This is a genomic window from Pseudoalteromonas sp. S2755 (assembly GCF_005886535.1).
Classification (GTDB): Bacteria; Pseudomonadota; Gammaproteobacteria; order Enterobacterales; family Alteromonadaceae; genus Pseudoalteromonas.
Genome location: NZ_PNDS01000046.1, coordinates 74,432 through 92,689, shown reverse-complemented (window position 1 = coordinate 92,689; position 18,258 = coordinate 74,432). Strand labels below are relative to the sequence as shown.

Annotated in this window: 17 protein-coding genes and 1 pseudogene; 5 read left to right on the top strand and 13 right to left on the bottom strand. The window is 42.9% G+C overall.

What is annotated here, in order from left to right:
* Nucleotides 1-91: 91 nt before the first annotated feature.
* The 4 genes from CWC03_RS09385 to CWC03_RS09370 all read right to left on the bottom strand — a co-directional run bounded on the left by CWC03_RS09385 (nt 92) and on the right by CWC03_RS09370 (nt 3,084).
* Nucleotides 92-736: a DUF6058 family natural product biosynthesis protein gene (locus CWC03_RS09385; protein WP_138581663.1), complete on the bottom strand. Its 645-nt coding sequence runs from the start codon at nt 734-736 to the stop codon at nt 92-94.
* 3 nt (nt 737-739) lie between these two features.
* The gene (locus CWC03_RS23770) at nt 740-910 is read right to left on the bottom strand and encodes a hypothetical protein (protein ID WP_249313991.1); all 171 of its coding nucleotides are present in this window, start codon (nt 908-910) and stop codon (nt 740-742) included.
* A 290-nt stretch (nt 911-1,200) separates the two neighbouring features.
* A complete protein-coding gene (locus tag CWC03_RS09375; RefSeq protein ID WP_138581659.1) occupies nt 1,201-2,043 on the bottom strand; it encodes an alpha/beta fold hydrolase in 843 nt (280 codons plus the stop codon).
* Between the two features lie 90 nt (nt 2,044-2,133).
* Complete coding sequence (locus tag CWC03_RS09370; protein WP_138581657.1) at nt 2,134-3,084, bottom strand: calcium/sodium antiporter; 951 nt, start codon at nt 3,082-3,084, stop codon at nt 2,134-2,136.
* 271 nt (nt 3,085-3,355) lie between these two features.
* Between CWC03_RS09370 and speA the strand changes: the two genes are divergently transcribed.
* Nucleotides 3,356-5,269 carry a biosynthetic arginine decarboxylase gene (speA, locus tag CWC03_RS09365; protein ID WP_138581656.1) on the top strand — a complete coding sequence of 638 codons (1,914 nt, stop codon included), beginning with the start codon at nt 3,356-3,358 and terminating at the stop codon, nt 5,267-5,269.
* A gap of 3 nt (nt 5,270-5,272) precedes the next feature.
* Nucleotides 5,273-6,193 (top strand): agmatinase, encoded by a 921-nt coding sequence (speB, locus tag CWC03_RS09360; protein WP_010604538.1) that lies wholly within the window; start codon nt 5,273-5,275, stop codon nt 6,191-6,193.
* Between the two features lie 558 nt (nt 6,194-6,751).
* Here the strand turns inward: speB and CWC03_RS09355 are convergent.
* Complete coding sequence (locus tag CWC03_RS09355) at nt 6,752-7,234, bottom strand: MarR family winged helix-turn-helix transcriptional regulator (RefSeq protein WP_045962358.1); 483 nt, start codon at nt 7,232-7,234, stop codon at nt 6,752-6,754.
* Nucleotides 7,235-7,350: 116 nt separating this feature from the next.
* On the opposite strand from CWC03_RS09355, the gene CWC03_RS09350 reads away from it, so the two are divergent.
* Nucleotides 7,351-8,250: a DMT family transporter gene (locus CWC03_RS09350; RefSeq protein WP_171040226.1), complete on the top strand. Its 900-nt coding sequence runs from the start codon at nt 7,351-7,353 to the stop codon at nt 8,248-8,250.
* Nucleotides 8,251-8,299: 49 nt separating this feature from the next.
* On the opposite strand, the gene CWC03_RS09345 is transcribed toward CWC03_RS09350, so the two are convergent.
* Both CWC03_RS09345 and CWC03_RS09340 read right to left on the bottom strand, forming a co-directional pair.
* Nucleotides 8,300-8,815, bottom strand: a complete 516-nt coding sequence (locus CWC03_RS09345; RefSeq protein ID WP_138581654.1) for a GNAT family N-acetyltransferase — start codon at nt 8,813-8,815, stop codon at nt 8,300-8,302.
* A 27-nt stretch (nt 8,816-8,842) separates the two neighbouring features.
* Nucleotides 8,843-9,148: pseudogene (locus tag CWC03_RS09340) on the bottom strand (NIPSNAP family protein).
* A gap of 659 nt (nt 9,149-9,807) precedes the next feature.
* Between CWC03_RS09340 and CWC03_RS09330 the strand changes: the two are divergent.
* The gene (locus tag CWC03_RS09330) at nt 9,808-10,455 is read left to right on the top strand and encodes a hypothetical protein (protein WP_138581652.1); all 648 of its coding nucleotides are present in this window, start codon (nt 9,808-9,810) and stop codon (nt 10,453-10,455) included.
* Nucleotides 10,456-10,581: 126 nt separating this feature from the next.
* On the opposite strand, the gene CWC03_RS09325 is transcribed toward CWC03_RS09330, so the two are convergent.
* The 3 genes from CWC03_RS09325 to CWC03_RS09315 all read right to left on the bottom strand — a co-directional run bounded on the left by CWC03_RS09325 (nt 10,582) and on the right by CWC03_RS09315 (nt 14,029).
* The gene (locus CWC03_RS09325; protein WP_249313990.1) at nt 10,582-12,195 is read right to left on the bottom strand and encodes a HAMP domain-containing sensor histidine kinase; all 1,614 of its coding nucleotides are present in this window, start codon (nt 12,193-12,195) and stop codon (nt 10,582-10,584) included.
* Between the two features lie 31 nt (nt 12,196-12,226).
* The gene (locus CWC03_RS09320; RefSeq protein WP_138581650.1) at nt 12,227-13,030 is read right to left on the bottom strand and encodes a PhnD/SsuA/transferrin family substrate-binding protein; all 804 of its coding nucleotides are present in this window, start codon (nt 13,028-13,030) and stop codon (nt 12,227-12,229) included.
* A gap of 111 nt (nt 13,031-13,141) precedes the next feature.
* The gene (locus tag CWC03_RS09315) at nt 13,142-14,029 is read right to left on the bottom strand and encodes a LysR family transcriptional regulator (RefSeq protein ID WP_138581648.1); all 888 of its coding nucleotides are present in this window, start codon (nt 14,027-14,029) and stop codon (nt 13,142-13,144) included.
* Nucleotides 14,030-14,136: 107 nt separating this feature from the next.
* On the opposite strand from CWC03_RS09315, the gene CWC03_RS09310 reads away from it, so the two are divergent.
* Nucleotides 14,137-14,799 (top strand): FMN-dependent NADH-azoreductase, encoded by a 663-nt coding sequence (locus CWC03_RS09310; protein WP_138581646.1) that lies wholly within the window; start codon nt 14,137-14,139, stop codon nt 14,797-14,799.
* A 137-nt stretch (nt 14,800-14,936) separates the two neighbouring features.
* On the opposite strand, the gene CWC03_RS09305 is transcribed toward CWC03_RS09310, so the two are convergent.
* The 3 genes from CWC03_RS09305 to CWC03_RS09295 are packed head-to-tail and all read right to left on the bottom strand — an operon-like array spanning nt 14,937 to nt 18,221.
* A complete protein-coding gene (locus CWC03_RS09305) occupies nt 14,937-17,621 on the bottom strand; it encodes a DUF349 domain-containing protein (protein WP_138581644.1) in 2,685 nt (894 codons plus the stop codon).
* Nucleotides 17,611-17,892: a YeaC family protein gene (locus CWC03_RS09300; RefSeq protein ID WP_010371878.1), complete on the bottom strand. Its 282-nt coding sequence runs from the start codon at nt 17,890-17,892 to the stop codon at nt 17,611-17,613. The genes CWC03_RS09305 and CWC03_RS09300 overlap by 11 nt, the downstream gene beginning before the upstream one ends.
* Before the next feature lie 2 nt (nt 17,893-17,894).
* Nucleotides 17,895-18,221 (bottom strand): hypothetical protein, encoded by a 327-nt coding sequence (locus tag CWC03_RS09295; RefSeq protein WP_138581643.1) that lies wholly within the window; start codon nt 18,219-18,221, stop codon nt 17,895-17,897.
* Nucleotides 18,222-18,258: the final 37 nt, after the last annotated feature.

Here is an 18,258-nt window from a genome sequence, read left to right as displayed (position 1 = left end):
TTGTGTTGTTTTGTTACAGACACTTTATGCGGACAGGTGTGAAATGGATGTGAAGTCAATTCATATGATTTAAAAAGCGAAAAACCGTTAATTATGATCTTAAAGGCTTTGGAAATTTTACTCTTACGTCGTCTATTAAGCGCTTGCGCGAGCTACGTTCACGCTCATGAGGCGCGAATAAAGCACTTGCCTCATCTAATAAATCGACCACTTGGTGAAGGTTGGTTAGTTCATCTGGGCTCAAGTGCTCATCTTGTGCTAAATACTCGTTGATAATAACGATAGCGGCTTCTTTATTTGCAATATCCTCAGGTAAACCGGTTTTTGTACAAAGTCCGTAAATACCACCAAGAAAGTGTTGCCATTCACTTTCTAAGTGAGCGTCGATGTCTTGATCCAGTTTTGCATCTTGTGGATTAAGACCTTGCGTTTTTAATCTATATAGTTGGTCTTTATAGCGTTGACTGAAGAGCGAAAAGGCTTGTGCTTCATCCTCTGCTTGCAACACAGCACCAAGCCATACCAAAGCGCCTTGCGGATAAAATTCTAGACAGCTTTTATCACTGTGCTCGCCAAAGAAAGAATCACATTCGAGCTTTAATGTTAATTTATAGGCGGCTTTTGGCATCAAACGTTTTTCAATTAACGTAGCCAATTCAAAGTGAGATAGCTGCGACTCGCGTAGCAAGGTCTCTTTGGTAATAAAATGCGTCTGCAGATAATTAAGTAGCTCCATTGATTATTCCTTTGAATTAGCTAGCTTTATTTTTGCCCTGAGCGCAGTCGTGATGATAATCAAACCAAGCAAGTTGATTTTTACTGCAATGGTTTCTAGATTCAACTGAACCGTTAACAACAGTCCTGATGAAAATTGGATTACGGTGTCTTCGACGACTACGCCTATGGACATGAGTGCGCCGAGCATCACAGCCCAATTTAAGGCCCTGAGTTGCTTTTGATATAACTTAAACGCGACGAATAAACACAAAAAGCTAGCAGTAAAGTCTAGAATTAAGGTCCATTCTGGGGCGCTAAATACGCCCAATAGAAATAATACAAACCCAGCTATTCCCACGCATGCTAATAAGAAGGTAGTAATTTTTGAGCTATTTATATGGTGAGAAAACATCGCTTTTATTTTTTATTATTGCTCGTTAGGTTAGCGGCATTATAACCACTAACCTTTCAGGTTAAAAAATATTATTGTACCTTATTCACCATTTCTTCAATATATTTAATGGCAATAAATGGGTCTGTCTCATCAAATAGGTGAGAAGCGTATTTCATGGTAACAGAGGTGACATTGTCGCCGATTTCTTGCAGTTTTATCTGGGAATCTTTTGACGTTTGAGTGTAAACATCAACATCAGCATAACTCATGCCGGTAGAGCGGATAGTCACATGAGGGATCCCACGCGACAGGATCGTAACTGGCATTTTCCGGTTAATTTTATACATCTCTGTATGGGCAGAAGCTTCTTCCAAATCTTCTAATGAATGAGTATCTCTCTCCCAGTTGACGATCCAATCCATGATCTTCCAAGCTTCTTTGGACATCTTACTTTTCATATTGTGATACCAAGACTCATGAGCGATATCAATAAGTACCATCCCTTTCACTTTTTCAGGGTTTCGGTTGGCATAGGCTCTTGCAACAAAACCACCAAAAGAGTGAGGTACAAGTACCAAATTATCCATTTTAGTGGCTTGAGTGAATGCCTCAAGCTCTTGTGTAAGCTCCAACATAGTCCGTACTCGAGGCTTTGCAAAAGTGCTTTTTCCGGTGCCCGCTCTATCATAAAAACATAAGCGATAGCCTTTTGGCTTTATGTTGTGAATGGTGTTTTTGTAGGTTTCATGAGCATCAAGGCCCATACCAGCTAGTAAAAGTGCCGTCGTTTCGCCCTCTCCTTTGCAAGCATAGGCAAGTTTGTTGCCGTTTATTTCCACATATTGATAATCGTGTTCATGAACTGATTGGTTGGCGCTGGCCACTGAACTATAGGCGACGAGCCCGAGTACTGCTGATGTTATTATTTTCATTGTCCTTTCTCATTTATTGTTTGCTCCAAAAACATACTAAGCAATTCCCTTAATGAATTCAATAAAGTTTCAGAAACTTCTGAAACTTTATTATATCAAAGTGTAAACAAAGTATGCGACGTAGCCTATAAATAAGATGCCTCCCTCTTTGCGACTGAGCATTAACCCAGAAATAAGTAATGGCGTACAAAGTATCGTTGCAACGATCATGACTGAAATATCAATTCTCAGCATACGGCTTGTCACTTCTAAAGGAGTGGCGCTGATAAGTCCTGTCACGCCAAGTACACCCAATGAATTGAATAAATTACTACCAATAACATTGCCTACCGCAATATCAGCATGCCCTTTTATACTCGCCATGATTGAGGTAACCACTTCTGGTAGCGACGTGCCAATAGCAATAATAGTTAAGCCAATCATTACTTCATCCACTGCTAAAGCACGGGCTAGTTGCACCGCATTATCCACCATAAGTTTTGCACCAAGTATTAACAAGCCAAGCCCTACGATAAATAGCAGCATGCTAACTGCGCGCTCACGCCAACGGTTTGGTTGTTGTGATGGCGTCGGTTCATTATTCTTATTGCTAAGCGCACGGCCTTGGGTAAACAAATAAACGACATAAAATAACAAAAGCAAGCACAATAATGCTGCGTCTAACTGACTGAGCCAGCCATCCCAGACTAATGCAGTGACTATAAAACTGGCGATCACTAGCATTGGAATATCTCGTTTCACTAATTCCTGTGAAACCACCAGCGGCGCTATCAGTGCAGATACACCGAGTATAAACAGAATATTAAAGGTATTGCTGCCTAACACATTAGCAAAAGCGAGACTACCTTGCCCCGTAACGGCTGACTGAATACTGACAGTAAGCTCAGGAGCACTAGTACCAAATGACACTATCGTTAACCCAATCAATACGCTTGGAACATTAAAACTCGCAGCTAGCTTAGAGGCACCCGCGACTAAACGGTCAGCACCAAAGACCAAGAGTGATAAACCTAAAACGATATAAATAAGATTGATTGTCATTGATGCAAACCTTGCGTATTGATGGAACGTTAGCTAGAAATAACCATGAGAATAGAAATTACTAGTTCTTGTTTACTCTCACTTAATTCACGTTATATCGCAACTAAACCGAGGGTAAGATTTGTCACTCTTGACGAGCAAAATAACTCATTAGACTGAGACTCTCTATTTGTGTCTAATGCGCGAAAATTAATGAGACCTTTCACTCAGTGAGTAGCCGCCAATGATGGCGCACTGCAGGCTGAACTCTAACTTATGTTAAGGAACTTGAATGACCAAATTTATCTCTTCTGAGCAAGCACGTGAATGCTACAACGTGCGCCACTGGAGCCAAGGCTTCTTTGGTATTAATGATCAGGGAGAGGTTACTGCGATGCCGAACCAACAGCAACCACAGCACGCCGTAACTCTGACAAACATTGCACAACAAATTAAATCTGAGGGTTATACCCTACCTGCGCTAGTACGTTTTCCACAAATTTTAGAGCAGCGTGTACATAATATTGTTGGTGCGTTTAATCAGGCGATTACTGATTACAGCTACCCAGAAGATTATTTATTGGTTTACCCAATTAAAGTAAACCAACAAAAAGAAGTCATTGAGGGGCTGATTGCAAGCCAAGCGGCAAGTGATAAAAAACAGCTTGGCTTAGAGGCTGGCAGTAAAGCTGAGTTACTTACTGTATTGGCGCTCAGTGAAAAGACCAGCGCAGTGATCGTGTGTAACGGCTACAAAGACAGAGAATATGTCCGTCTTGCGCTTATCGGTGAAAAATTAGGTCATCAAGTTTATATCGTTTTAGAAAAGCGTTCTGAGCTCGACATCGTGATGGCAGAAGCCAAAGCACTAAACGTGAAACCACGCTTAGGCTTACGCGTTCGTTTGGCATCACAAGGTAAAGGCAAATGGCAAGCAAGCGGCGGCGAAAAGTCCAAATTTGGCCTGTCTGCATCGCAAGTGCTTACGGTTGTTAACCAATTAAAGCACGCTGACATGCTAGACGCGCTGCAACTGGTGCACTTTCACTTAGGGTCGCAAATGGCCAACATTCGTGACGTGCGCGTTGGTGTGGGTGAAGCCGCTAGGTTCTACTGCGAATTACGCCGTTTAGGTGCAAACCTGTTGAATTTAGACGTAGGTGGCGGGCTTGCAGTAGATTACGATGGAACGCGCAGCCAGTCGTCCAACTCAATGAACTACAGCTTAGCTGAATATGCAAACAACATCGTTTACACCGTAGGCGATACCTGTAAGCAATACAATCAGCCAATGCCAAAGATTATCTCTGAGTCGGGTCGTGCGTTAACTGCCCATCATGCGGTGTTAATCACCGATGTGATTGGCACCGAAAGCTACCAAGTAGAAGAGATAACTGCACCGATGAGTGACGCCCCAAGACTGCTACACAATATGTGGACGTCTTGGCAGGCGCTCAACGAGCAGAGTGATGACCGTGCGTTGATTGAAATTTTTCATGATACGCAAGGCGACTTGGCTGAAGTACACAGCCAATTTGCGATGGGCCTATTAAGTCTTGAGCAAAGAGCTTGGGCGGAGCAAGTAAATCTGCGTGTATGTTATGAGCTAAACAAGCGTATGGACAACAAAAACCGTTTCCATCGCCCAATTATTGACGAACTCAGTGCTAAGCTTGCGGATAAATTCTTTGTGAATTTCTCGCTATTTCAATCTTTGCCAGACGCTTGGGGTATTGAACAGGTATTCCCTGTATTGCCACTTAGCGGATTAACAGAAGCACCAAAGCGCCGCGCGGTTTTGCTGGATATTACCTGTGATTCTGACGGTACGGTGGAGCATTATGTGGATGGTCAAGGTATTGAAGCAACATTGCCTGTACCTGAGTTTTGCAAAGATAAGCCCTATTTACTGGGATTTTTCTTGGTGGGTGCATACCAAGAGATTTTAGGTGACATGCACAACCTATTTGGCGACACCCACACCGTTGTAGCCACATTGGACGATCAGGGTGAACTATCGCTGGGTAATATCGATGCAGGTGACACCGTTGCCGATATGATGCGTTATGTACACCTTGATGTTGAACAATTTAAGCGTAACTTTGCCAACCTTGTTGAAAGCAAACTACCGCTTGAAGAGCAAGCAACCTGCCTAGCAGAGCTTGAAACCGGCCTTGACGGCTATACTTATTTGGAAGATTTTTAACCCATGAGCCATTTATTCGATCACACCGATCATTCTCTGTACTCCAACGGCATGACGTTTTTACGTCAGCCAATGGTACGCAATATCACAGATATTGATGCAGACGTTGTGGTACTTGGCTTGCCATTTGATTTGGCAACCTCTGGACGCCCAGGCGCGCGTTTGGGTCCAGATGCGATCCGTCGCGCATCCGTGCATTTAGCTTGGGAGAGTAAAAAATACCCTTGGTCATTTGCATTGTGGGACAAAATAAAACTACAAGACGCTGGCGATTTCACTTACCCAGTTGGCGATCCTGAGTATTTCACTGCGCAACTCGAGTTAGCCGCTCTGCAAATTTTGCAGCAAGGCAAAACGCTATTAAGCCTAGGCGGCGATCATTTTGTGACCCTGCCATTGCTGCGTGCTCATCAGCAAATTCATGGCAAAATGGCGCTCGTACATTTTGATGCGCACACAGACACATACAGCCAAGGCTCACGCTATGACCACGGTACTATGTTCTATCATGCACCGATTGAAGGCCTAATAAGCCCAGAGCACTCAATGCAAATTGGCATTAGAACCGAGTACACAGAGCAAGGCCACGAGTTTGGCGTGATTGACGCTATGGCAGCAAATGACTTAAGCGCCGAAGAAATAGCTGCGCAGATCAAAGCACGCGTCGGCGACTTGCCGGTGTATTTAACCTTTGATATCGACTGTCTAGACCCTGCATTCGCACCCGGCACCGGCACCCCAGTATGCGGCGGTCTAACCAGCGACAAAGTGCTGAAGATTTTACGCGCACTGCAAGGACTAAACATGATAGGCATGGACGTAGTAGAAGTCTCCCCTTCCTACGACCAAAGCGAGCTCACCGCAATCGCCGCCGCCACCATTGCACACGAACTACTGCATCTGTGGGCAGTAAAGCATAAATAATCGGATGCAAGTTTGACTAAGCCACCTCAACAAGGTGGCTTTTTTGTTTGGGGTTTACTGTAAAGTCGTAGAAGATCTCACATGCACCTTATTCTCCTTCGTCACACCCGAAAAACATACTTCTCGGCGGGTGCCCAGAACTATTCACACTGTGAGGCTGGAGCCTAGATTTTCTGAACTTGTAAACGAGTCTATCGCTATTGAGAAAGTGGAAATCCACAGGCGACTTATTCCCCCTCCATCACACCCATAAAGCATAAGCCGATATGCAATGTGCCGACAGGATGTCGGGGCGACGTTTTCTTGGTTCGCTCGATCGCGTCGTTTCAAAAGAATGAACGAGGAGCGCATGAATGCGCTTTGATATTAGCCAAGGAAGGCTCTACTCATTAATCAACTCGAAGTGGTCGCCCGCAAACTCATCATCGACAATAGCTCGAAAACACAACTTCTCGGCGGGAAAACCCCCTCCCACTAGGTTATTTACACTATGAAACACTTGTGGTGGTGCTTCACTTATTCCAACCTAATCGACATATTACAAAACTGTTTACATCCTCACTCAAATTGCGTTAACCACGCTTTTAACTCGCCATTTAACAAGGTTTGCTGCTCTTTACTCATCCCTTCAACCAATTGGGCTTGAATGGCGATATGCGGCTCAATCAGCTTTTCAATTAGGGCGAGGCCTTCGGCAGTCAATTCCACCGTTACACTGCGGCGATCTTCTATACAATGCTCACGTTTAATAAGGCCTTTTGCCGCTAGCTTGTCTAACCGATTGGTCATCGCGCCAGAGGTGAGTAACATGGTTTTAAATAGCTCTGATGGGGTTAAACGAAATGGCTTGCCGCTGCGGCGCAAGGTAGCTAACACATCAAATTCGCCCAAATTTAATCCGTATTGCTTGTGCAGCTTTTCAACTTCGGCTTCCATATGTTTAGCTATACGCACTAAGCGACCCATTATCGCCATGGGCGTTGTTTCTAACTGTGGTTTTTCGCGAGCCCACTGCTCTTGTACTCTATCAATCGCATCCATCAATATTTGCCCCGACAACAAACTTTGTAAAGAAATATCTTAACATAAAGATACTTTACAAAAAGTGTTTTTAGTAATACCTTAGCGCAAAGTATCTCAACATAAAGATAGTTAATGTGAATATACTCCTCGCGATGATCCCTGCATTTTTGTGGGGCACCACGTACGCGGTGACACAATACACCCTTGCGGACTGGCCGCCTCTTTTACTTGGCGCTATTAGAGCGCTTCCGGCAGGGCTTATTTTGCTTGCAGTTAAGCCGAGTTTGCCACAAAAAGCAGACTGGAAAATACTATGCAGCCTTGGGGCGATTAATATCGCGGCCTTTTTTAGCATGATCTTCGTGATGTCGTTAACGCTACCATCTGCCATATCGAGCGTGGGCATGGTGTCTGTGCCGGTGTTCGCCATGCTTTATCATTGGTTAGTTAACAAACAACGTCCGGGATTAGTGCAGGCTTTATGCGGCGCGGCGCTTATTGTGTTGGCCTGGTTACTATTTGATCCGAGTTCACTGAGTTTAAATCCGCTCGGTTTAGCGGCAATACTTGCGGCAATAACCTGTATCGTGATCGGTAGCTCAATCACTAAATCTCTTGGTGATCGCATGCACTGGTGGACAGTATTAACTTGGCAACTCATTATTGGCGGCGTTATTCTCACGCTTGTGTCTGGTATTCACGGTGTTATCGCACCAACGAAGTATATTGCGGCTATTAACAATTTTTCGATGACTAATCTCAGCGGCATATTATGGGTTGTGCTCCTGAACACTGCGCTGGGCTATAGCTTGTACGTATGGTTACTACAGCGTATGTCTGTGGTGGACTTTACCTTTGGTGGTATTGCAAATCCGATTGCGGGGATTTTAACGGGGTTGGTGCTACTGGGCGAAACGTTCACACCGCTTCAGTATAGCTTGATGATTGGCATGATTGTAATGCCACTATTACCGCAAATTATCGTCACTACCCTACGAAACCGGACTATACCTGCTAAGTGTGAGGCAAATTAATCAGTTGAGCGCATAACAGCTATGCGCTCATTCCCTCAAATAGGCGAAATTAAAGTGCGAGTCGATAGATATATAACGACTCGTCACTTGCTACGCCTAGATCATTGACACAGGACTCAACAAACTGGCCGCCTATTTTTTCAATGATCCGCTGGCTTGCAATATTTGACTGTAAACATTGAAACTCCACAGTTTTAATATCGCTTACCTCTCGAAGCTTGGCTATAACCTGCTCAAGCACTTGCCCGATTAAACCATTGCCTCTTGCCTTTTTGCCAAGCCAATAGCCGATTTCGGCGGTTTGTGTTTGCGCGTCCATATATTTAATCCCAAACACACCACAGAACTCGCGATTAAACTCTATCGCAGACCAAACTCCGCCGACTTGGTTGTTTATGCGCGTGTCTATGTATCGTTCTGCATCAGCCTCTGTATGTAATGCTGCAACCCATGGCAGTACGTTTTGTAAACTTTCACGACTGCTTTGTACGCAATCAAATAATGGTTTTGCATGCGTCACAGCAAGGTTTTGTAGTTTGAGATTGGCAGAAATATCTAGTTCCACGAGATGCTCAGCTCCATTTACTTACCTCTATTCAAATACAAGTCTAAAGAAGCTGCGTTCATAGCTGATTATGCAACCAGTATCTTCTGCAAATTTAATTGCAGCCTGACACAGTGTATCTTTAGACGATCCGTTGCGATACTTTTCATAAGCCGCCAAACTTGGAAAAGCGAATAATGCCAAGGCGATATTACTTGCGCCTTCCGATGGTAAAAAGTAGCCATTATGCTACCCACCAAAGTGATTGACGAGTGGGAGCCACATTTTGGCATATTCTTCAAAATCACCAATTTTTACCGAGTCAACAACATATTTTAGATAGCAACTAACCATACAACGTTTCCTTTTTGTTAAAAAACCAGTTTCGAGTCGCTCCACACAACGATAAGCAGTGTGCAAGATTACTTTAAGCGTTAATAACATGATGTTAAAGTGATATGGGACTATTTGTCTCGGTTAAATGTGCAAACAATATCTTCATTACACTTGAATAAAACACAGCGCTTACAAAACTAAGGCGGATTGCCGGATCGGTACTGAAATCTCTATTATGCAACCGAGCCAAGAGGCGTTTTTGGCTTTATACGATACATGGAAGCTACTAGAGATTGAGTTTGCTCAGACCCCACAAGGCAGAGGTATGTGGCAGTAGTTTTGTCGTAATAGACTCAGATAAACATTGTATTCGCGTGTTTATGAATAAAATAACGAGTCAACCAACTAAAGCAAGCAACCTAAAAACATGTTCCACTTTAGCCAATCATCTTAAGCATGAGTTGTTTTGCTACCGGATTTGTAATTTTGTCTATACTTGTTTACTCATTTGTTAATTCTTCATTTAGCGTGAGGCCATAGCAACACCAACACTGGAGAATTAACATCAGCGAAATTGCGATAGAATCACTCTGTCGCTCTCTATTGTTATGTAGTTGAACTGGGACCTCCCAGCCCAGTTTAGAAGTTTCAGGGAATAGCTGAAATAGGAGATAACAATGGCTGTTGCATATATTCAATCGATCGATATCACTGAAAACGGAAGAGTCCAAGTTAGCGGGCAGCTCTCTAGTACGAACTTAAATGTTTCACTGAACGAAATGATACCTGTAGTTCCCCCTGCCGACGGGATTTGGAACTACGAATTAACGGTTACCCCTACCTCTATGATTGGCGCAGATATGCTTGTCCCATTTGCGGTTGATGCCCCTTGGATAGGTAATTCAGAAGCAAATGGTGCGAGAATCATTCAGCCAAGTAATGACGCTAACACACAGGATAAAGAAACTGTTCACTTAAAAGGTAAAATGGTCAAGACACTAACGCAAAAACAGGCAAATATGCTTTGGCTGAAAGGCGCTCACTATGATCGTTCTGCAAGCCAGTTAGTCATTGATGCAAAATATAGTGGTGGTTGTTTTCAACATATATTTGCACTCGAGTGGGATGGCACTTCATTAGAAAGCTTTCCTCCTCAATATATGTTTAATTTAGTCGATATGAGTGACTATGATCCATGTAAAGCGCTTATTGATGTACAACTGAGGTTTGACATCAGTACAATGGACTTTCAAGTCGACGAGCCTTCTCGCCTGCATATCGGTACACCCAGTTACGGTCGCACTTTGACAGTTGAGTTACAGTAAAAACAATTTGTAAAACGGTCGCTCGCAGCGACCGTTACTCTGTATCGCTAAGTGTCCATTGATTTCTATTTTATCTCAAGTGACTTATTACCCTTCGGGTTAAGACGCTTCTTATCACAGTCGTCTTTACTGGCATGGCGGCAATAAAATAGTAAAACATGTCCCAATGCACTCTTCACTTTCAACCAGTAACTCTCCACCGTGATCTTTGATTATATCGTAGCTAATGGGGAGGCCAAGTCCCGTGCCTTTACCGACAGGTTTAGTGGTGAAAAAAGGGTTAAATATCTTATCAATGATCTCCTTTGGGATCCCAACACCACTGTCTTGCACACTGATCGCAACGCTGCCATTTTCCAAATACGTTGTTACCTTGATCTCTCCTCCCCCCTCCAATGCTTGCGCTGCGTTAATTAGTAAGTTTGTCATTACCTGAATTAACTTGCCCTGGTTTCCCATTACTTGAGGGACTTCACTTAACTGTGTGATCACATTCGCATGATACTTGAGCTTACTCTCCACCAGATTTAGCGTTGTCTTTACGCAGGCGTTAATATCGCAAGGTTGTAATTGAATAGTATCTGCTCTTGAAAACTGTTTGAGGTCGTTCACAATCGCAGAAACTCTTTGTAGCCCAGTCATCGACTCTTCAATAAGTTCAGTACAATCGCTATTAATAAAAGCAAAGTCTTTGTCCTGAACAAACTGATTGAGCGCTGCGAGTGTATTGGGTTCAAGCCCAAGTTGAACCGCAAGTTTTGCAAGCTCGACGTAATCGTTATGATAGTGACGCATCACATCGAGGTTACTCATCACAAAACCGAGGGGATTATTAATTTCATGGGCAACTCCGGCGGCCAATTGACCCACTGAGGCCATTTTTTCTGAGTGTACGAGTTGCTGTTGAGCTGTTTCAAGCTCTAAGTTGGTAGTCTCAAGCTGATGATTTCGCTGATTTAGTTTTTCAGTTCTTTGTGCTACCAGTTCCTCTAAATTTCTATTTAGTTCAACCAAATCATGTTGATATCGCTCTCGACGCTCATGCTCTTCAGCTAGGGTTTGTGATAGCTCATCGAAGGCCAAAGACAGCTCTTGTAACTCATCTTTACTCTGTATTGGTTTCCATTTGAAATCAAACACGCCGTTTTTGACATTGCTAGCGATAAATTTTGCTTGGCTTTTCAATATATATAGATTAGTTGTTAGATATATACCTAGAAAATAAGAGAAAATAGCTACCAACACCATTTCAAATAGCGCAATAGAAACTGTCCAGCGCTTTACTTCAGACATAGTGCGATTGATTGCGCCTATATCAATGCCTATCTGAATGGTGCCAAAAAGCGCCTCTCCTTCGACGATATCAGCATGAACATCAAAAATACCGTCTGTAACTTTTGCAACTAACGTGTCACCCTTAAATGTACGTTCTTTAAACCGCTCGTTTCCCGCAAAGGAAAGAATTTGCTTCTCACCATCGATAACTTTCACGTAGAGAATATCAGGGTTACTTAATAGTTCATTGGTAAAGGCATCTAGAGTCGCTAAATCATAAGACAGCACCGCATTCTTTGTCGCGCTCGCAAACAAGCTTGCAGTTGTCGTTGCGCGTTTATTCATAGCGTCATTTGCAGACTCCATCATAAAATCAATCACCACAAAAATAAGCACACTCAATAGTACCGCTTCAATAATGGCGGTACCAATCATAGTTTTGAGTCTTAACGATAGCCTTTTCATTCAGTCGTGGAGCTTCTTAATCATCCGAGTACTATTTGCCAACCAAGGTTTCTAACTCTAAAGCTTTTACGTCTTGCCAGTCTTCGTTCGACGCTGCCATAATACCTTTGAAATTCACCACTTCGAGTAACCTAATTCCCTCTTCGCTTAGTTCAAGAGAGGTCAATGCCTCTACTAATCTTTGTCTTGCAGCTTCTGGCATTGCTCTTTTTACGGCAAATGCATGTGGTGTATAACCTTTTGTAGCCCAAAGTATGTCGAGTTGCGATTTAATTTTGGGATCGGCATTGTTGAAAGTACGCATAACACCGCCCCCCGCCTTTACAAACCCTCTCGATACGTTGAGATAAACAGAGTCATGTGAAGAGACGTATCTTGCCGAGAATTCAATACCTTGTTTCACAAGTTCAGCACGAGGCAAAATGCTTGCAGCAAATGCAGCGGGAGCCGGAAAAGCGATCGTCTCTCCTCGCAATTGCGACAAGTTGGAAATACCCGCTCCCTTTTTAACCACGATGACCCCCTTTATCATTTTATCTCTTTGCTTGGCGATAGCTTGATAGCCAGCTCGCTCATTAAATACAACAAAGTGATAAGGATTCATGTATGCCACATCATACTCTTGTTTCAGCACGCGGGCTTCAAAGGTTGGTATATCTTTAGCGGTTTTAAACGTGTAGTTATCTCCGGTTTTGTCACTGAGATAATCGAGAATAGGCTGCCAGTTTTTGGCTAACTTATTGGCAGACTGCTGCGGCACAAAGGCGAAAGTATAATCACCACTCAAACATAAAGCGGGAAATAAAGTGAGACTCATCAGCAAAATTTTTATCATTACATCGCTACCTAGCAATAAGCAACTTCCAAATACGGATTTAAGTTCTACAAAAGTATAGTTCAATATTAAAAAACGGCTTATGTGCTCATTGATAAAAATGCCTGTCCGTTATCTTATATCCTCACCTTTATCGACCTTGATATTTTGTAACGCGCTTGCCAACCAAATAGTAAACAGATGAACAATCGCCGAGCTCTTGCGATAAGTCGTTTGCCTGAGCCAATAGCCATAGCCTGAAAATTCCTCCATTGCCGTGCTTTTACTCAACCAGCCCTGTATAACTGCTGACTCTGCTAATACATCGCTCAATAATGCCAGCCCTTGCCCCGCCACAGCCGCCTGCAAGACAAAGTGTTCTTGCTCAAAATAACGCAAGTCATAATGATTTTCGTCAATGTGCGCTCGCCAAGGAATATTTTTAAGCCTCGTTTCGTCTTGCCAATGGGTAAGAAATAGTACAGGTTTACCTTCGTCTGACACCCGATAATTAGGACTCGCATAAAGCCCTATTTTCTCTGTGATAAGGTGGGTTTCATTGGAATTTGGATCCTTTTCGCCATAACGCAGGGCGATATCAATATGTTTCTCTTTATTTAAGTCAATGAGTTGATCGCTCGCGCATATTGTGACGGTTTGATTTGGAAAAGCGCGATTGATTGCAGTCATATTTGGAGCAAGCCAAAGTGCAGCAAATGAATTACAACATGAAATAAGTAAATCGTTCTTTTGCTCAGTAAACTCAATAAACACATTATCAAGCATATTGAGTGCATCAATACACACCTTTGCCAATGCCTGCCCTTGTAATGTTAACTGCACTGCTCGCGTTTTGCGTTCAAAAAGCTGAATTCTTAACTGTGATTCCAGAGACTTTATCTGATGTGACACCGCCGTAGGTGTGACATTAAGTACCCGCGCCGCATCTTTAAAACTCAGGTAGTGCGCAGCAACCGCAAAGGTTTTTATGTTATTCAAAGACGGTAAATGTATGAACATAGCAAACTTATAAATTAGTTAATCTCATCTATTGGTAGATTCTTCTCAGTTGTCACTTTGCTTATGTAAGCACAGAATGAAACATAGAAAACAACTGGAGAAAAGTCATGAAAAAGATTCTATATATAAGTAGTAGCGTAAGAAAGTATAGTGAGACGAGCTCGCAACATCAGTCAATTACTCGGATGTTAGGTGAGCAATTTTTAACAGAGTTTAGCTGCTGTACACATAAAGTGGAAGTCACCCATCGCGACCTCTCGGTGAAACAACCTGCATTCATCGATGAAACATTTATCGCGGCTGCATTTACAAAAGGAGTGTTGAGCGAAGAACAACGCTTGGTACTCGCAGAGTCTGACGAAATTATCAAAGAGGTGACCAATGCCGATATTATCGTGATCGCAAGCCCTATGTATAACTATGGCATGCCCGCTGTGCTAAAGGCTTGGTTTGATATGGTGATCCGAGTAAATAAAACCTTCAGCTTTGATTTAGCTCGAGGTGATAAACCACTTGAGCCAATTTTATCAGGTAAAACACTCGTTTTACTGGCATCTTGGGGAGAGTTTGCATTTAAAAAAGGAGAGTCACAACATCATCTAAATCACCTAAGTAGCCATATCGAGCAGTTGGCTCCATATTTAGGTGCCGAAGCGTTTTATGAAATCGCATCTGAGTATCAAGAATTTGGCGACGACAGGCATAAGCACTCAAAACAACGTGCTATTGATGATGTGCGCAAACTCGCACAAATACTTAGTGCCAAATAACAGCACAAGTAAGCGTATTGCATTCACCCTACTCTCACGCAGCGTAGTGCTTACAGCGTTGTAGTCAAGTTGCAGAAATGGATTTACATCGATAGGAACCTACTCAGAGTGTTCTGAGTAGGCTCAAAGTGCAATGACTATGCCTTTAAAACAGCAAGTAACCTGTCTTTTGAAGTCACTAAATCGGCTTTGTCAGCTTCAGCTAAATAACTGATAAGATAAGTCTCAAGGTTGCTTTCTTCACCTTGAAGTTTTGCGTCCAGCATCGCGACTTGCTCGGACATTCTTTCGCTTTGCAATGCTTCCGGTGAGGACTGATTCGTTAAAATCTCAAGTCTTAAAAGTAACTGGGCGGCGTTTAGCGAGGTTTTATTTGTACCTTGCCAAGTGCTTGGAATATCACCGCCAATGTCTACAGCTTCCACCAGTTCATTGAATTTTTCGCGACGCTGTGAAGAAAATAGATCATCTAATTTAGACTTCACTTGTGACAATAAACGATTCTTTTCTTGCTTCAGTCCTGGCACTACAATAAACGTATTTAGTTCATCACGAATAGCCCCCAGTTCACTTTGAGTGACCGCCTCGATGACTTTGTTGTCGAATTCAGCTAACAACTGACGCTGCTCGGCTTCCTGCGACTTTTCCTGTGCTTTTTGTTCAGCATATTGTGCGCTGCGCTTTTCAAACACGGCATCATTATGGGCACGAAATGCTTTCCATAGAGTATGCTCTTGTTTTGCACCAGCAAAACCAATTTGTTGCCACTGTTTTTGTAATGATTTCAGTAAGTCACAAGCAGCAGCCAAATCTTCAGCCTCTAGCTGCTGCTGCGCAATTTCAACTAGCTTAGCCTTTTCAACGGCATTGGCTTGATGAAAGGCTTTAAGTTTCTCGTAAACCGCTTGATGGTGCTCACGGTAAATCGAATTCAGCTTTTGATAGACTTTGGCATCCACATTGCCAGCATTTTTCCATGCTTTGGCTAGGCGATTAAATTGTGCTTCAACTTCTCGCCAATCAATACCCTCGTTATCCAAAGTACTAAGCAGCACTTTCACTTCCTCGATCACCGCTTCACGTGCCATTTTTGCCTGCTCACGCTGCACTTCCTGCTCCGCAAAGTAAGCGCGACAAGGTACAAACAATAATTCAATTTTTTCATCAAATTGAGCTGCTTGTGCCTTTTCTTGTTCAGTTTCAACATGACCAAGTTCATTCCAACGTGTTCTAAGTAATTTTACTTCCTCAGCACGTTTAACGGGATCAACCGACTCCTCAGCCAGTTTGAGATCAAGCTCCGCAAGCAATTCTTCACGTTTAGGTGTGGCTGCATACTTTTGCCAATCTTTAAGGTCTTTTAATGCTTGAGACAAGCTTTCATGCTGGTTTTCAAGCTGCTTTTTGTAGCTTGGCGTAAGCAACTCAAACTGCTCAGTAAAGCCGTTAAAAACACCAAATGCCACGTTAAATCGACCTTGATCAATTAATCGTTGAACATCGCGTGCTTTCTTCTTCGCTATTTTGAGTACTTTTTCTTGCTCATTTTTCAGCGGTTCGATAGCTGTCATAAACGCTTGGCTTGTGTTTGATAGCTCAGCTTTTGCTGATTTATGTAACACTTTCGGCAGTGAACCTAGTGCTTTACGCGCTGTGACATAACGGTCTTTTTGCGCTTGTACTTGGGTATCAAGCGCTTCTAGTGAAGTTGGTACTTCAACTGCCTTCAACTCTGCTAAAGCACTATTGAAGGTTTCACTTGCAGCAATAAGTGCTGGTAAATCGGCAAGATCACGCTCAATATATTGCAGTTTCCGGGTGAAATCGCCAAGCGCTTCAACAGCGACATATTGCGGTGCGGCTACCTTACCTTTTAATACTTCACTACGCTTAACCAGTGCATCGTGTTGGGCTAAGTCGAGTGTTTTACATGCAATTTCCACTGATTTTTCAATGGCTTCAAGTTCAGCCGTTAATTCAGCAACCTCTAACGCTTCATTTTGCTTTTGCATTAACTCAGCTTGCTGCGCTTGATGTTTAACTTGTAACTCATTGAGGTGACGGTTTAATTTATCTGCTACTTGTTGATACTTTGCATCTAGTGCAGTTACCGTTTCAGCATCTAACCACTTAAGCTCAATGCTTTGCCACTGCGCAAATAACTGCTGTGCTTGCGCATTCACAGTTTCATAGTTTTGCTTATCTCTTAGCGCATTTAACTTGGCAAGCACAACTCGTGTTTGCTCAGCAACTTGAGCAGGCATTTCTTTTGCTAATCGCTGCTGCTCCAGTGATCCACTAAGAGAAGTAAGCGCTTCACCTTTGGCTGCCTTTAGGACACTCTTTTCAAGTGAATGCTGTGCAATCAGTTCCAACATAGCGATCTGAAGTGCTTCATCACCTTCTTTGAATGATTTTTCGATTAACGTGGCGTTCGCAAGACGCTTTAGGAGTTTAACTTTGTTCGTTAAATCAGTTTCAATTAACGCGACTTTCTCAAGCGTTTTAGCTGGTGCATAGCGTTCAATGTATTCATCACGAATGTTGCTCTGCAGTCCGGTGTCTTGATTAATAACCGCACTCGAAATTTTCTGCTCAGCAAGCTCTTTTAGCTCACTATCTTGCTTATAAACTTTCCACCAAAGACCAAGGTCATTTACCTTAGTAAGTACCTTTTTTCTGATCTGCGCAGACTCGTCCTCAAGCGCTAGCGTGTGTAGTAAAGTTGCGTCTTTGCTTAAATCTAATTTGTCCACTGCTTGTGAGCGAACGTCAACCTTAGGGTGTTTCCATTTCGGTGTAAAAAGGTGTTTAAAGATCATTTTCACTGAACCTAGCTATTTCGTTGTCGGCTTTGAATTCTTGTTGTAATTCGCGTTTGGATTTTTGCACCATCTCACCTTTTTCGTTGATGGTGAATTGCTCATTAGACTTTGCTACTTTTGCTTGATATAGCATGACCAACTGCACGGTTTGCTCTTTCTGCGCATCACTTAGCGGCGTACCATCAGGCCACTTTCCAGTTGACGCGCCGTATTGCAAACGCTCGAATACTTCAGGGGTAATATTTTGAACTAAGCTATCTACATTCATTACTACTTTTTCTTTTTCAAAATAACGAGGATGACTCGATTAATTAAGTACCAAACCGCACCTATGCCTATAGCGCTTTTGCTTGCGATCATTTCAAACGAGTTAGGTTCAGGCTGCTGCCAATAGATATATAAGAATCCACCTAGCACTAGGATCAGTGCAATAAACGAGTAATTCATTACAGATTGCTGACGTTTTACACGATTTCTAGAGGCCGCTCTCTCTCTGTCTTCTTGAGAAAAGTCTGCTAAATTGATTTCACAATGCGGGCAGGACTTATGTTTGGAGGAAATAGATTTACCGCAGCTTGGGCACTGTGCTATTGCCATCGTGTTACTTCTCCATAATACAAAAAAGGGCACCTGT